This window comes from Streptosporangium vulgare, from assembly GCF_042428775.1.
GTDB classification, from domain to species: domain Bacteria; phylum Actinomycetota; class Actinomycetes; order Streptosporangiales; family Streptosporangiaceae; genus Streptosporangium; species Streptosporangium vulgare.
In genome coordinates this window covers 86,339-100,305 of sequence record NZ_JBHMBS010000018.1, presented here as the reverse complement: position 1 = coordinate 100,305, position 13,967 = coordinate 86,339, and the positions used below count along the sequence as shown (strand labels likewise).

General features: G+C 70.6%; 11 protein-coding genes. 4 read left to right on the top strand and 7 right to left on the bottom strand.

All coding sequences use genetic code 11. The features are described 5' to 3' along the window. The first annotated feature begins 21 nt into the window (after nucleotides 1–21). From ACFFRH_RS30400 to ACFFRH_RS30390, 3 genes are read left to right on the top strand one after another with little or no spacing between them, the layout of a single operon-like run. Complete coding sequence (locus ACFFRH_RS30400; protein WP_344747995.1) at nucleotides 22–1,053, top strand: glycosyltransferase; 1,032 nt, start codon at nucleotides 22–24, stop codon at nucleotides 1,051–1,053. Between the two features lie 3 nt (nucleotides 1,054–1,056). Then, on the top strand, nucleotides 1,057–2,091 hold the full coding sequence (locus ACFFRH_RS30395; protein ID WP_344747994.1) for a glycosyltransferase family 2 protein: 1,035 nt from the start codon (nucleotides 1,057–1,059) through the stop codon (nucleotides 2,089–2,091). A gap of 55 nt (nucleotides 2,092–2,146) precedes the next feature. After that, on the top strand, nucleotides 2,147–3,328 hold the full coding sequence (locus ACFFRH_RS30390) for an endonuclease/exonuclease/phosphatase family protein (protein WP_344747993.1): 1,182 nt from the start codon (nucleotides 2,147–2,149) through the stop codon (nucleotides 3,326–3,328). Between the two features lie 141 nt (nucleotides 3,329–3,469). On the opposite strand, the gene ACFFRH_RS30385 is transcribed toward ACFFRH_RS30390, so the two are convergent. The 6 genes from ACFFRH_RS30385 to ACFFRH_RS30360 form a co-directional block, all read right to left on the bottom strand. After that, entirely contained in the window at nucleotides 3,470–4,348 is an 879-nt protein-coding gene (locus ACFFRH_RS30385; RefSeq protein WP_344747992.1) for an AfsR/SARP family transcriptional regulator, read from the bottom strand. Between the two features lie 20 nt (nucleotides 4,349–4,368). Beyond that, complete coding sequence (locus ACFFRH_RS30380; protein ID WP_344747991.1) at nucleotides 4,369–5,334, bottom strand: UbiA prenyltransferase family protein; 966 nt, start codon at nucleotides 5,332–5,334, stop codon at nucleotides 4,369–4,371. Nucleotides 5,335–5,349: 15 nt separating this feature from the next. Beyond that, nucleotides 5,350–6,390, bottom strand: a complete 1,041-nt coding sequence (locus ACFFRH_RS30375) for an NAD-dependent epimerase/dehydratase family protein (protein WP_344747990.1) — start codon at nucleotides 6,388–6,390, stop codon at nucleotides 5,350–5,352. Then, complete coding sequence (locus ACFFRH_RS30370; RefSeq protein ID WP_344747989.1) at nucleotides 6,372–7,706, bottom strand: aspartate aminotransferase family protein; 1,335 nt, start codon at nucleotides 7,704–7,706, stop codon at nucleotides 6,372–6,374. Before ACFFRH_RS30370 ends, ACFFRH_RS30375 begins: the two co-directional genes overlap by 19 nt. A gap of 789 nt (nucleotides 7,707–8,495) precedes the next feature. Beyond that, entirely contained in the window at nucleotides 8,496–10,574 is a 2,079-nt protein-coding gene (locus ACFFRH_RS30365; RefSeq protein ID WP_344747988.1) for an AfsR/SARP family transcriptional regulator, read from the bottom strand. Between the two features lie 518 nt (nucleotides 10,575–11,092). Continuing rightward, the gene (locus ACFFRH_RS30360) at nucleotides 11,093–11,431 is read right to left on the bottom strand and encodes a hypothetical protein (protein ID WP_344747987.1); all 339 of its coding nucleotides are present in this window, start codon (nucleotides 11,429–11,431) and stop codon (nucleotides 11,093–11,095) included. A 187-nt stretch (nucleotides 11,432–11,618) separates the two neighbouring features. On the opposite strand from ACFFRH_RS30360, the gene ACFFRH_RS30355 reads away from it, so the two are divergent. Continuing rightward, nucleotides 11,619–12,221, top strand: a complete 603-nt coding sequence (locus ACFFRH_RS30355; RefSeq protein WP_344747986.1) for a DUF1707 and DUF4870 domain-containing protein — start codon at nucleotides 11,619–11,621, stop codon at nucleotides 12,219–12,221. Nucleotides 12,222–12,287: 66 nt separating this feature from the next. Here the strand turns inward: ACFFRH_RS30355 and ACFFRH_RS30350 are convergent, their stop codons facing one another. After that, nucleotides 12,288–13,814, bottom strand: a complete 1,527-nt coding sequence (locus ACFFRH_RS30350; RefSeq protein WP_344747985.1) for an ATP-dependent DNA ligase — start codon at nucleotides 13,812–13,814, stop codon at nucleotides 12,288–12,290. Between the last annotated feature and the right edge of the window lie 153 nt (nucleotides 13,815–13,967).

Sequence of the window (13,967 nt, the reverse complement as noted above, 5' to 3'; positions counted from 1 at the left end):
AACCCGAAGGGGTCATCGACCATGGATGAGCAGCGGCCACTGGTCTCGGTCATCATTCCCAACTACAACTACGCCCGTACGCTGGACCTGTGCCTGAGCGCGCTGGAGCGGCAGGACTACCCGCACATCGAAGTGATCGTCGTCGACGACCGGAGCACCGACGACTCGGTGGAGATAGCCCACCGGCACGGGGTGCGGGTGCTCGTCACCGACACCAACATCGGGGCGCCGGCGGCGCGCAACCTCGGCGTCGAGCACGCGCGCGGGGAGGTGCTGTTCTTCCTCGACTCGGATGTGGCGCTCACCCCCGACACGGTCGGCAACGCGGTGGCGCTGCTCACGTCCGACCCCACGCTGGGAGTGGTGTGCGGCACCTACGAGCCGGAGCCGCTGATCCCCGACAGCCGCGTGGAGCGGTACCGCAGCCTCCAGCTGCACTACTGGATCTCCGGTGACGCGGGCGACATCACCACGATCTACTCGGCGATCTTCGCGATGTGGACCAGGGTCTTCCACGAGATCGGCCCGCTCAACCCCGCGTTGCGCCACAGCGAGAACGCCGACTACGGCCACCGGATCACCCAGCGCTACCGGATCGTGCTGGACACCGCGATCAGGGGCGCGCACGACCACGACGACAAGCTGAGCGTGGTGCTGTCGAAGTTCTTCCACCGCGCGCGCCTGCACATCCCGCTGTACCTGCGCCGGCCGGACTTCAACGGCGGCCCGACCAACAGCAGCCGCGGCTGGGGGTCGCTCGCCGCCCTGTTCGCGGTGGTCACCCTGGCGCTGCCGGTGCTGTTCGGCCCGCTCTGGCTGCTGGTGCCGCTCGTGCTGCTGGCCGGCTCCATCGCCTCCGACCTGGGGATGTACCGCTTCGTCTGGGGCTACGCCGGTGCGGCGTTCACCGTCTACTTCACCGCGATCCACTTCCTGGTGAACGTCACCGTCGCGCTCGCGGTGTTCGTCGGTGCCGCGCAGTGCGTGCTGTCCAGCAAGTTCCGGAACACCTACGACATGCCGGAAGCGTCCGCGCCGGCGATGGGGGCGTGAGTGATGGCCGGCCCGCTGGTATCGGTGATCGTGCCCAACTACAACTACGCCGGCTCGCTGGAGCTCTGCCTGCGCGCCCTGCAGGAGCAGACCTACCAGCCGATCGAGCTGATCATGGTGGACGACGGCAGCACCGACGACTCCGTCGCGGTCGCGGAGCGGCTCGGTGTCCGGGTCGTCCACACCGAGCGCAACATGGGGGTGGCCGGCGCGCGCAACCTCGGCATCACCCACGCCCGTGGCGAGATCCTGGTGTTCGTCGACTCCGACGTGGCCGCCTACCCCGACTCCGTCGAGGTGGCGGTGGGCATGCTCGCGGCCGACCCGAACCTCGGTGCGGTGTGCAGCATCCACGACCCGGAGCCGCTGATCCGCGACAGTCTCGTCGAGGAGTACCGGGCGCTGCAGTACTACTACTGGACGGCGAGTTCCGAGGGCCCCATCTCGTTCCTCTTCCCGGCGATGGTCGCGATGCCCCGCCACGTGTTCGACGAGGTGGGGCTGTTCAACACCCAGCTGCGCGAGACCGAGGAGGTCGACTACGGCCACCGCCTCACCCAGCGGTACGGCATGGTGCTCACCTCGGCGGTGCGCTCCCGGCACGACCACGACGACGAGCTGTTCAAACTGCTGCGCAAGCTGTTCAAGCGGGGACGCGCCCGGGTGCCGCTGTACGCGCGGCGCAAGCGCTTCGCCCGAGGGTTCGAGACCTCGAACCGGGCCGGTGGCAGCCTCGCCGCGCTGGCGGCGGTGGCCACGCTGCCGGCGCTGGCGTTCGGGCCGGCCGGCGCCGCGCTGCCGGCCCTCGCCCTGGCCGTGTCGATCCTGGCGGACCTCGGCATGTACCGGTTCGTGCTGCGGCGAAGAGGCCCGCTGTTCCTGCTCTACTACGGTACGGTGCACTTCGTGGTGAACGTGACCATCGCCGCCGGGGTGGCGGCCGGTGTCGTGCAGTGGTTCTGCTCCGCCAGGTTCCGCGGGCTCTATGATTCCGACCTGCTCGTGCGGCCCTCGGCCGCCGGTGAGGCGGCGACGTGACGGTCCGCCCGCGTCCGCCCGCGCCACACGCACGTTCCGGACCCGGCCGCCGTCGATGACCGACACGCGGGTGGTGACCGCGACCGCCGGGCCGGAGCCCGTCCGGCGGTCGCGCTGGTGGAGCTGGCCGCTGCTGTCCGCGCCGGTCGCCTGGCTGGTGTTCGTGGTGCTCCACCGCGTGCTGTCCGGCCGGGTGTGGTGGTGGCAGGTCCCGGAGCTCGTCCCGCCGCTCGCCTTCGCGGTCCTGCCGGTCCTGCTGCTCGCGGTGGCCCTGCCGGCGCGCCGGGCCCGGGGGTGGATCGCGGCGGTGACGCTCGCCTCCCTGGTGCTCGGCGCGGGCCTGAGCGGGCTCAACCCCGCCGCCCTGTGGCACCGTGCCCCGCCCGCCCCGCCGGGCGCGATCACGGTGTTCTCCTGGAACACGTTGTACTGGGACATGGTGGTGGGCGGGGAGACGATGCCGCCGCCCACCGGCACGCCGGCGCGTGACATCGACGACTTCTACCGGTATCTGCACGACCAGAAGGCGGACGTGTATCTCCTGCAGGAGTACGTCTACTTCGGCCCGGACTCGAAGGCGATCCGGGTGGACGACCTGGCCAGGCTGCGCCGGGAGTTCCCGGGCTACCACATCGCCACGGCGAGCGAGCTGGTGACGGTCTCCCGGTTCCCGATCGCCTTGCAGCAGGGGCTCGACCTCCGCCCGTGGGTGTCGGAGAGACGCGACGCGATCCTGCCCCCCGACCCGGGCCTGCCCGACTTCTCCGCGGTGAAGACGCTGCGCACGGACGTGCGCGTCGGCGGGGGGAGCGGGAACGGCGGGAACGGCGAGAAGATCGTCTCGTTCTACAACACGCACATCAACTCCCCCGTCCACGCGTTCCCGAAGGGCATGGACCCCCGCCGCCTCAACCGGACCCAGTACGAGCGGCGGCAGGCCAACCTCCGCGCGCTCGCGGCCGACGTGGAGAGGAATCCGCACCCGGTCGTGCTGGCCGGGGACTTCAACGCCTCACCGGCGATGGGCATCCTGCGCCTGCTGCCGGACCGGCTGGTCGACGCCACCCCGGTGCTCGGCTCGCTCTACCCCACCTCCTGGGACGACCGGTGGCCGCTGTGGCGGATCGACTGGGCGTTCACCACTCCGGACGTCACCGTGCACCGGTACGGGCTGGTGTGGTCGGAGGGCCTTTCCGACCACAGCGGGCAGCACCTGGTCATCTCGACGAGCGGGTGATCCGGACAAGGCTCGGCGAGCGGGCCCATGAGCCGGTGATCCGGGGACGATCCGATGAAGCGGGCATGAGTCGGTGATCCTGGGACGGTCCGGTGAGCGGGCACGAGCCGGTGATCCGGGGAGGGGAGTCGGGAGGAACCGTCAGGGCCTGGACAGCACCCGGCCGGGCAGGTGGGCCGCGGGGCGGGTCCAGCTCAGCGGTTCGGCGAGCGGTGGCTGCCCGAGCGGCGCCCAGCCGGTGACGGCGTGGTGGGCGCCGGCCAGGACCACCCCCTCGGCCGCCCAGACCGGCCGGTCGTGGTCGCCGCGCAGGATCTCCTGGTGCAGCGCGCGCAGCTCCGGCCCCGGCTCGATGCCCAGATGGTCGGCCAGGTACCCGCGCAGGCGCGCGTACTGGGCCACCGCCTCCGCGGTGCGTCCCAGGGCGCAGAGCGCGCGCATCAGCATGCTCGCGAGCGGCTCCACCAGCGGGTAGCGGGGGACGATGGGGGTGAGCTCGGTGACCACCGCGTCGGGCCGTCCCAGCCGCAGGTGTGCCTGTGCCCAGGTGACGATGGCGCCGACGAACTGCTGCTCGATGCTGTAGCGCATCCGGGAGGCCCAGTCTCCCGAGATGCCGGTCAGCGGCGAGCCGCGCCACAGCTCCATCGCCTCGGCCAGCAGCGCGGCCCGGGTGGAGTCGTCGCAGGCGTGGGTCTGCGCCTGTTTCGCCAGCCGGTGGAACCGGTGGGCGTCCACCCGGTCGGGGTCGGCCTCCAGCACGTAGCCGCCGCCGCGGCGCTCGATGGCGGCCGCGGTTCCCGTCAGCGCCTGCCGCAGGCGCGCGATGTGGGCGTACAGCGAATCCGTCGCCCGGTCCGGTGGGAGGTTCCAGACCCGGTCGATCAACGTCTGAAGTGGCACGGGATGGTTGACGTCGACCGCGAGGGCGGCCAGCACCGCACGTCGTTGCGGCGGCCCCAGCGGGACGCGCCGGCCGTCGACGGTCACCTCGACCGGACCCAGTATGCGGACTTCCATTCTTTCCTTCCGTGTCGCTCTCACAACGGGACCGGCTGGTGGGCGAGCACGAGCGTCACACCCAGGGTGGCGGCCCACAACATCGAGTTGGCGACCATGACCCGGTCCCGCAGCAGGATCCGGACCGGGTCACCACCGCCTTCGTCCATCAGCTGGATCTGCAGGTAGCGGAAGAGGGCGAAGAGCGCGAAGGGCGTGGACAGCAGCATCGCCGTCTGGCCGTACTGGGGGCCGAACGGGCCCTCGTCGCGCAGGTACATGAGGCCGGAGACGAGGGCGAGCACGGAGGCGATCTGCAGCAGCCAGTTGGTCAGCTCCAGCGAGTAGCCGTGGAGCGCGGGCCGGTGCGCGGCACCGGTCTTCAGCTCCTGGCGCCGCTTGCCGATGAGGAGCAGCAGCGACATCGAGAACACCGCGACCAGCAGCCAGGTGGCCGCCCGCCCCCCGGCCACCTCGTACCCCTGGACGACCCGCAGGACGAAACAGACCGCGACCGTGCCCACGTCGACGAGCGGGATGTGCTTGAGATAGCGGCTGTACGCGATGTTGATCAAGAGGTACACCACGATGGGCCAGTACGGTCCCGGGGTGAGGAGGATGACGGCACAGAGCAGCGCGAGCAGGCTGGCGCAGTAGGCGTACGCGACCCTGATCCCCACGCGGCCGGCGGCGACGGGACGGTGACGCTTGACGGGATGGTGCACGTCACGGTGCCGGTCGGCGATGTCGTTGCCGACGTAGACGGCGGAGGAGGCCAGGATGAACGCGACCGTGGCCAGGGCGACCTCGACCACCGTGGAGAGGTTCCACAGGGAGGTGTCGATGAGCGCGAGCGGCACGAGGAGGATCGCCTTGGCCGCGTGCGAGGGCCGTATCAGCCTGAAGAGGTCCGTGACCAGACGGGGCCGGACCTCCGCTTTCCGGTCCGAGGCCGGTCCCCTGGGCCGCGGGAGTTCTGGAAGGTCTGCCGGTTCGACGACGTACATGCTTTCCCCGTCACTTCAGAAGAAGACTTTCGCCAGTGACAGCGCGCCCTGCCGCCACGCGTCGCGGCTGGTCTGGCCGGCACCCCGCGGTGCGCCGGCGGTGCGGTTCTCGCGCCACCAGGCGTACGTGCGGAGGATCGCGTCCCGGTTGGACAGCCGGGGCCGGAAGCCGAGCCGGTCCCTGGCCTTGTCGATGCTGACGTAGGAGTCGGCGAGCAGCTTGTGCACCAGCCGCCCGTACACCGGGGACAGCCGGGTCCGCTCCAGCAGCCGGAGCCCGGCCAGGGCCGGGCGGACGGGCAGCGACACGACGCGCTTGCCGTGGCCGGCCGTGTCGAGCACCGCCTGGAAGTCCTCCCGCAGCGTGCCGAACTCCGCGGCCGCGAGGTTGTAGGTGTCGTTCGCGACGTCCGCCGGTGCCGTCAGGACGTCGGCCACGGCGTCCACCAGGTCCTCGATGGCGAGCATCTGGATGCGCACGTCCCCGCGGCCGAGGACCGGGAAGTTCCGGCCCTCCTCGGCCCACTCGAAGAGCATCGCGAACAGGCCCATCCGGCCGGGACCGAGGAAGGTCTTGGGGCGCAGGATCGGCACGCACATCCCGCCGGCCCGGTACTTGTCGGCCAGCTCCTCGGCCTCGGTCTTCGCCCTGGTGTAGGGATCGACCGGCTCGCGCGGATGCTCCTCCGGGGTGGGCACCAGCTTGGGGAGCCCGTACACGGCGGTGGAGGAGATGTGGACCGTCCGCTCCACCCCGGCCCGGCGCGCGGCCTCCAGCACGCTGTGGGTGCCTCCGACGATCAGGCTCTGGATCTGCTCCGCCGGATAGCTCGGCAGCGCGCCGGCGCAGTGCACGACCGCGTCAGCCCCGGCCATCGCCTCGGACATCAGCGCGACGTCGCGCACGTCGCCGACCCGGTGGCTCCATCCCGGGTCCGGGTCGGACGGCGGGCGCAGGTCCACCCCGACCACCTCGTGGCCCGCGAGCACGAGCCGCCGGACCAGGTTGCCGCCCAGCATCCCGGCGCTGCCGGTCACTACGACCCGAGAGGCCACCGCGATCCCACCTTCTCCCGTACGAAACGGGCGAGCAGCCGCGGCAGGCCCTTGGCCAGCGTCTTGTCGAGGCTCTGCACGAAGTACTCGACGTCGTCGGGTTCGATGGCGAGGGTCGGCGCGACGACGAGGGGGTTCTCGACGTTCGGGCTGTAGTACGACACGATGTCGTGCTCGCTGTAGAGGTCGGCGATCACCGAGAGGGTGATCAGCTTGGTGCGGAAGTGCGGGTCGCTGGAGAAGCCGGGTACCAGCTTTCCCGCCAGGTCGAGCACCTTGGGCCCGCCGGTCAGGAACACCCCCCAGAGTGCCCCCGTGCCGGTCACCTGGCCGACCACGTCCGGGTAACGCTTCTGGATGTTCTCCAGGCCGGGCTTGAGGATGCGCTCGATCTGCCGCGCCCGCGCGGGGTAGTCCTCCTCGACGATCACGTTGATCGCCTCGATCGCGGTGACGGTCTCCTCGCCGAACCCGTAGTAGGTCGTGCTGTGCAGGATGACGTCGGAGAGCCGGTCGTACGCCTTGCGGAAGATGGGTTCCCGCGCGGTGTACCCGGCGATCGACGCCTTCCCGCCGCCCAGCGACTTCGAGTAGACGAGGATGTCGGGCAGCAGGTCCGGGTAGCGCATGAAGTAGAAGAGGCTGCCGGTCTTGCCCCAGCCGGTGTACACCTCGTCGAAGATCATGATGATGTCGCGCTCGTCGCAGAGCCGCCGCAGCTCGCGCAGGTCCGACTCCGACCAGGAGCGCATGCTCGACGCGCTGAACGGCTCGACCATGATCGCGTAGACGTCGCACTTCCCGTCGGGGGTGCGCGCGGCGTCGACCGCCGCCCGCACGGCCGCGAGGTCGCCGTAGGGGTGGACGACGATGTTCGGGAGCCCGGGGAAGCGGAACGAGTTCTCCGACGACCCGGTCAGGCTCCCCGCCCCGAGGGTCTTGCCGTGGAAGCTGATGTCGGACCGCAGGATGGTGTTACGCCGCCCGCCGTGGTACTTGTACGCCATCTTGATGGCGCCCTCGTTGGCCTCGGCACCCGAGTTCGGGAAGTAGGAGATGTTCAGGTCGCCGGGCAGCAGCGTGGCCACGTTGTGGCTCAGCGCGGCCACGTACGGCGAGAAGAACGCCTTGTGGACCTCCATGCGCCTGGCGTCGGCGAAGCGGCGCCGGGCCGCCAGGATGCGCGGGTGGTTGTGGCCGTGGTTGAGGACGCCGACCCCGCCGGTGACGTCGAGGATCCGGCGGCCGTCACGGGTCCAGATCCAGGCGCCCTCGGCGCGCTCGGCGAGCTCGCGGCCGAAGCCGAACGAGGTCATGAGGTTGACCTGACTGCGGCTGACGTACTTTCCGTATAGGTTTTGAACCTGCTTTACGGTAAGGTTTTCGCACTCATCGATGCCGATTAGCTCCGACACGTTCGCCCTTTCCTGGCGTTTTTCCGCGAGTTTGCAGCTGCTGGCGTCACAGGTGAGTTTGGTTCGAGGATGGCAATCGTCGCGAGGTGGGTGCCCATCGGGCTCCTGCGGCCCTACCGCCGCTGTCACCGGTCAACCCTTGGGTCTTCCTGCGCAAGGTGCCGGCCTTCTCTCTAGAGGTGTGAGAAGACAAGAGACGTCTCGCCAATGGTGTTAAATGCGGCTATACCTCGCACCACACAAGTCTGTATAGGTTGACGCCGCGACGCGATGAAACGTGAGCGAAAAAGGGCGGCGCGACGCGCGAACTCGGGATTTCGTCTTTCCGGGATCCCGCGGTCATCGCGGTCACGTGTGACGATGATTTCGGGCGCACCGGATACCGCGATTACGGCAGGCATACGCGCGAATATTTCCAGCGTGTAAATTCCCGTGATTACGGCTGCCTCGCGCGAGGATTATTTCCGGCGGGCCGGAGCCCTCGCCGGTTCCGATCTCGCATTTCTCGCCGCCGTCGATCGAATGGAGCGTTCCCGTTTCGCGGGCCGCGACGCCCGGGGCGGGCCGCGACGTCCGGCGGCGACCGGCGTGGCCGGCGTGGCGGGTGCGGCGGGTGCGGCCACCTCGCCTCCGCGGTCACCAGGGCGCTCCGCCGCCGAGACCGGCGGCTCTCCGCGGGGCCCGGTGCGCCTAGCGGCCCCACCCGTACGACGGCTGGTACCTGACGACGCCGCGGGCGACCGGGAGACCGGTGCCGTCCCCCGTCGCGCCGTGCCCCTGGCGGGCGGTGGAGATCAGGTCGGCCATCTTGGCGTTGAGCCATCGGGGGTCGGCCGTGCAGCCGTCGGGCGGCATGCCGAAGCGGCCGAGCGCGAGGTGACCGAACTTGGCGTCCCGCCTGGTTCGCCGGTTGCACACGTCACCGAGAGTGCACGCGATGACGAGGGAGCTGTGCAGCGCCCGCCGTACGGCCCGCACCTGTTCCTCCTCGGTGTCCTCCTGCCGGGTCCGTTCGCGGGCGAACAGGCAGAGCAGGTCGTGCATGCGGTACCGGTCCGCGTCGCGGACCTCTAGGAGCTGGACGTCCGCGAGATGGTCCAGGAGGTCCGCGGTCTGTTCCTCCGAGCGGTCGGCCAGTGCCGCGGCGACCGCGACGCTGATGTCGGATCCGCCGAGCAGGCTGAGCAGCCGGAACATGCGGGAGTGCTCGGCCTCCAGACTGCGGTAGCTCACCATGAAGCAGGCCCGGACCGCCCGGTCGTCGGCCTGCAGCTCGGACAGGCGGTGGTCCTCGACCGCGAGACGGTCGGCGAGGACCCGCAGCGACAGGCCCGGCCGGGCGATCAGCCGGGCGGCGGCGATCCTGATCGCGAGCGGCAGGCCGCCGCAGAGCCGTACGATCGCCCGCGCCGCCCAGGGGTCGGCGGCGACGCGCTCCTCGCCGATCAGGCGGCTGAGCAGGGTGGTCGTCTCGTCCTCCGCCATGACGTCGAGGCGGAGATGCGTGACGGCGTCCAGGGAGGTCAGCATCCTCCGGGAGGTGATCAGTACGTAGCAGGTGGGGCTCGCGGGCAGCAACGGCCGTACCTGCGCGGCGTCCCTGGCGTTGTCGAACAGGAACAGCAGGCGTCTGCCGTCGGTCAGCGAGCGGAAGCGCGCGGCGGCCTCGTCCACCTCGGTCGGCACGGCCGCGTCGTCGCCGCCGAGGGAGCGTAACAGGCGGGCGAGGACCTCGGCCGGGTTCAGCGGCTTGACGTTGGGGGTGGAGCCGTGCAGGTTCACGTAGAGCTGCCCGTCGGGGAAGCGGTCCGCGATCTGGTGGGCGACGTGCACGGCGAACGCCGACTTGCCGATCCCGGCCGCCCCGGCGATCGCGGAGACGACGATCTGGCCGGGGCGCGCGGAGATCAGCGCCGTCCGCAGCCGCGAGACCTCGGTGGCCCGCCCGGTGAAAGCGGGCGAGTCGATCGGCAGCTCGGCCGGGGCGAAGACCCGGCGGGCGATCACCGACGGTGACGGCGCCGCCAGCACGGAGTCGTCGGCGAGGATCTGCCGGTGCATGCGGATCAGGTCCGGGCCGGGGTCGACGCCGAGCTCCGCGGCGAGCATCTCCCGCGCGCGCTGGTACACCGCGAGCGCGTCGGCCCGGCGGCCGGAGCGGTACAGGGCGAGCATGAGCTGCGCCCGGAGCCGTTCGTTCAGCGGGTCCCTGCGCGTCAGCGCCTCCAGGTCGGGGAGCACCTCGCCGTGCTGGCCCAGCGCCAGGCGGGCCTCCAGCGAGGCGTCCACGACGGTCGTCCTCAGCCGCTCCAGCCGAGCCGCCTCGCCGCGCAACGGCTCGGGCAGGGACAGCCCCTCCAGAACCGCCTCGGCGCGCCAGAGGCCCAGGGCCCGGGTGTAGCGTTCGAGCGCGACGTCATTTCGTCCTTCGGATAACATCAGACGCCCTTGAGAGGCGAGTTCTTCGAACAATCTCACGTCTATTTCACCGGGTGAGGCCCGGAGCACGTAGCCGTGGGAGCCCGCCTCGATCCGGGAAGGCGAACCGAGCGCCCGGCGCAGCGCGGAGATATACGTGTAGAGGTTCGACTCGGCGTTGGCGGGAGCGTGTTCGCCCCACAACCAGTCGAGCATCCGATGGGTGGGGATCGCCTTACCGGCATTGAGCAGCAGAGCGGCGAGCAACACCCGCTGTTTGCGTCGCCCGAGGGCGATCGGCTGCCCATTGGCCGCCCGAACCTCGATCGGTCCAAGAATCTTGAAATCCATCGGCATCACTCTTCAGCGCATACCATGCACCAACATGAAACGTACAAATACGCATAAATCCTGTTTTACATAGCGACTCATGATCGCGGGCTTCAACCTTCGGAGGGTACTCACCTGAAGGGAAGAAAAAGATTACGCGGGCGATACCCCCGAACGTTCGCACTCCAGTGCGACGTCGCGCGACATGTATCGTGATTGGCCCTGTTCGACCACTCCAACCAGGGAAGTCCCACATGGTGGAATGGTCGCGCCGCGGACCTCGGGCGCCCCGGGCGCGTCGGCCGATGCCGCTCGCGCCCGGCGCGGCGATCCGCCGTTCCAGGGTCCGGCGGATCCCGCCGGCCGGTCACCCCGTGGACGTCCGGCCGCGCCGCCGGAAGAGCCCGGTGGCCCCGGCCACCGGTTCTTCGTGTTCCCGCGTCACCGGATGATGTCCCGGCGTCACCGGACGATGTTCCCGCGTCACCGGACGACCGGGGTCTCCCCGGTCAGGTGACGGGAGGGAGGGGTCTCCCGGCTCAGCCCTCCGCGCGCTTCTGTCGCTCGTTGTAGGCCCTCATCCGAGGGGGATAGCCGGTCAGCTGCACGTCGTAGACCGGCAGGGCCAGGTCGCGGGCGACCTTGCGGATCACCGCGGGGGAGCCGACCCGGCGCCGGGTCCACTCACCGTCGTCGGCGACGGCCACCGCCGTGGTGTTCGTCGCGAAGGTCTCGGGCTCGACGTAGAACTCGACGCCCCGGCGCGACTTCGCGAAGGCGATGAGCGCCTCGATGTCGGCGTCGGTCGTGGCGCGGTCGTACTTGGCGATCTTCGGCCCGCGCAGGCGCCTCAACCCATAGCGATCTCGCCATCTCATGTTTCCTTGTATACCTCTCCTGCTCGTTCCATGGCGGAAGGCCAGGGATGGGTCTCAGGGACTTATGGGGGTTCATCCTGATATACGGCGCCGACAATCTGGACGAGCATTGAGGTCGAAGCGGCGACGAAAGGGTATCGGTCTCATGGCAGGCACAGCGACACCAGCGGGCCCGGGGTACGGGGGAGTGCCGGCGACAGGTCCCCGGCCCGGCCACGCGGGGCTCCGGGTCAGCAACCAGGACCGCGAGCGGGTGATCGAGCACGTCCAGGCCGCCTACGCGGAGGGAAGGCTCGACAAGTTCGAGTTCGACGACAGGCTGGAGCGGGCGATGACGGCCCGCGTCCACGGCGACCTCGTCCCGATCATGAACGAGCTGTACGCCACGCATCCGGCCCGGCTCGCGTCCTACCCGCCCGTCATGGGGCAGGTCCCGGCCGCGTACGGTCATCACGGCCGCCCCGCCGGGCGGGGCGACACCGGAGCCGAGCGGCTGGGCGCGATGGCGTCCCACCTGCTCCCGCTGGTCGGCCTCCCCGTCATCGGCCCGGCGGTCATGATGCTCACCGCGGGCAGGACCTCGCCCTACATCCGGGCGCACTCGGTGGAGGCGCTCAACTTCCAGCTGACGATGCTCGCGGCGACCATCGTGCTGGCGATCACGTTCATCGGCTTCGTCCTGACGCCCCTGCTCTGGATCGGCGGCGTGGTCCTGTCCGTGGTCGGCGCCGTGGCCGCGGCGGGCGACGGCGACTTCCGGTACCCCCTCACCCTGCGCCTGGTGAGATGACGCCCGCGGCGTCCCGGGAATCGACACCCGCGGCGCCTCCGGGACCGGGGACCACGTGGGGGGACGTCAGAGCATGAGGGAGCGGACCATGTCGACGGTGTCGGCCTGGTCCGCCGTCTTGTCGGTGCGGTAGCGGATGACCCTGGCGAAACGCAGCGCCATGCCGCCGGGATAGCGGCTCGACTGCTGCACGCCGTCGAAGGCGATCTCGACGACCGTCTCGGGGCGGACGGTGACCGTCCAGCCGTCGGTGGGGCCCTCGGCGATGCCGAGGAAACGCTCGGTCTGCCAGGCGAGCAGCTCGTCGGTGAGGCCCTTGAAGGTCTTGCCGAGCATGACGAACCCGCCGGTCAGCGGGTCACGGGCGCCCAGGTGCAGGTTGGAGAGCCTGCCCTCGCGGCGGCCGCTCCCCCATTCGGCGGCCAGGACGACGAGGTCGAGCGTGTGCCGGGGCTTCACCTTGATCCAGCCGGCGCCGCGCCGCCCGGCCGCGTAGGGCGTCAGGAGTGACTTGACCACCACGCCCTCGTGGCCGCTCCTGATCACGTCCTTGAAGAACGCCTCGCCGTCCGCGACGTCGCCGGTGACCAGGCGGGGGGTGACCAGCTCCGGGGGCACGGCGGCGGCCAGGGCCGCGTGGCGCGCCTCACCCGGCAGGTCGAGCAGGTCGGCGCCGTCGACCCGCAGCGCGTCGAAGAAGAAGACGCTCAGCGGGGTCTTCTCCCTCGCGCGCGGCACGTCGGTGCGGCTGGACACGCGGCCCGAGGTGACCTGGAAGGGCTCGGGACGGCCGTCGGCGCGCAGCGCGATGACCTCGCCGTCGAGGACCAGGTCGCGGGAGGGCAGGGTGCTCATCGCCTCGACCAGCTCGGGCACCTGCGTGGTGATGTCCTCCAGGGCGCGGGTGAAGACGGTGACCCGGTCGCCCGAGCGGTGCGCCTGGACCCTGACGCCGTCGAGCTTCCACTCGACGGCGACCGGCCCGCCGAGCTTGTCGAACGCGGCCGTGATGGAGGCGGCGCTCTGGGCGAGCATCGGCGACACCGGGTGGCCCACCTCCAGGTGGAAGGCGCGCAGCGCCTCGACCCCGCCGCCCAGGGCGGCGGCGCCGACCGCGGGAAGCCAGCCGCGCAGCGTCAGCGCCCGCCTGACCTCGGCGGCCGGCACCCCGGCGGCCTTCGCCACGGCCTCGATCATCACTCCCTCGAGCGCGCCCTGGCGCAGCTCGCCCCGGAGCAGCCGCGACAGGAAGACCTGCTCCTGGCGGGTGAGGGCGCCGAACAGCTCGGAGACCAGCGCCCTGCGCGCGGCCTGCGAGCCGGGACCGGCGAGGGCCTTGATCCGGTCGAGGAGGTCGTGGACCCCGCGCAGGGTGGCGGTGGCGGCGAGCCGGGGTTCGGGCGGATCCTGCAGGCTCGTCCAGCCCACGCCGACGTTGCGCTGCGGCAGCTCCCCGGAGAGGTAGGCGATGGCGATCTCCGCCTCCTCCGGCTCGACCCTGCCGAGCAGCTCCGCTAGATGGGCGGTCTTCGCCAGCCGGGCGGAGCTGGCGGTCACGGCCGCCGAGGTGCGCGCGAGGTCGATCAACAACACAATGGCCAGCTTAAGAGCTACAAGCGGCATTTCGGTGAGGTGAGGCGCTGCTTTTCGGAGTCGTCGCGCTTCCAGGAGGGCGAACCCTCTCCCGAACCCTCCCGAACGTGAGACGACCGTCCGGTCAAGGCCGGTTGGGACACACGAGGGACG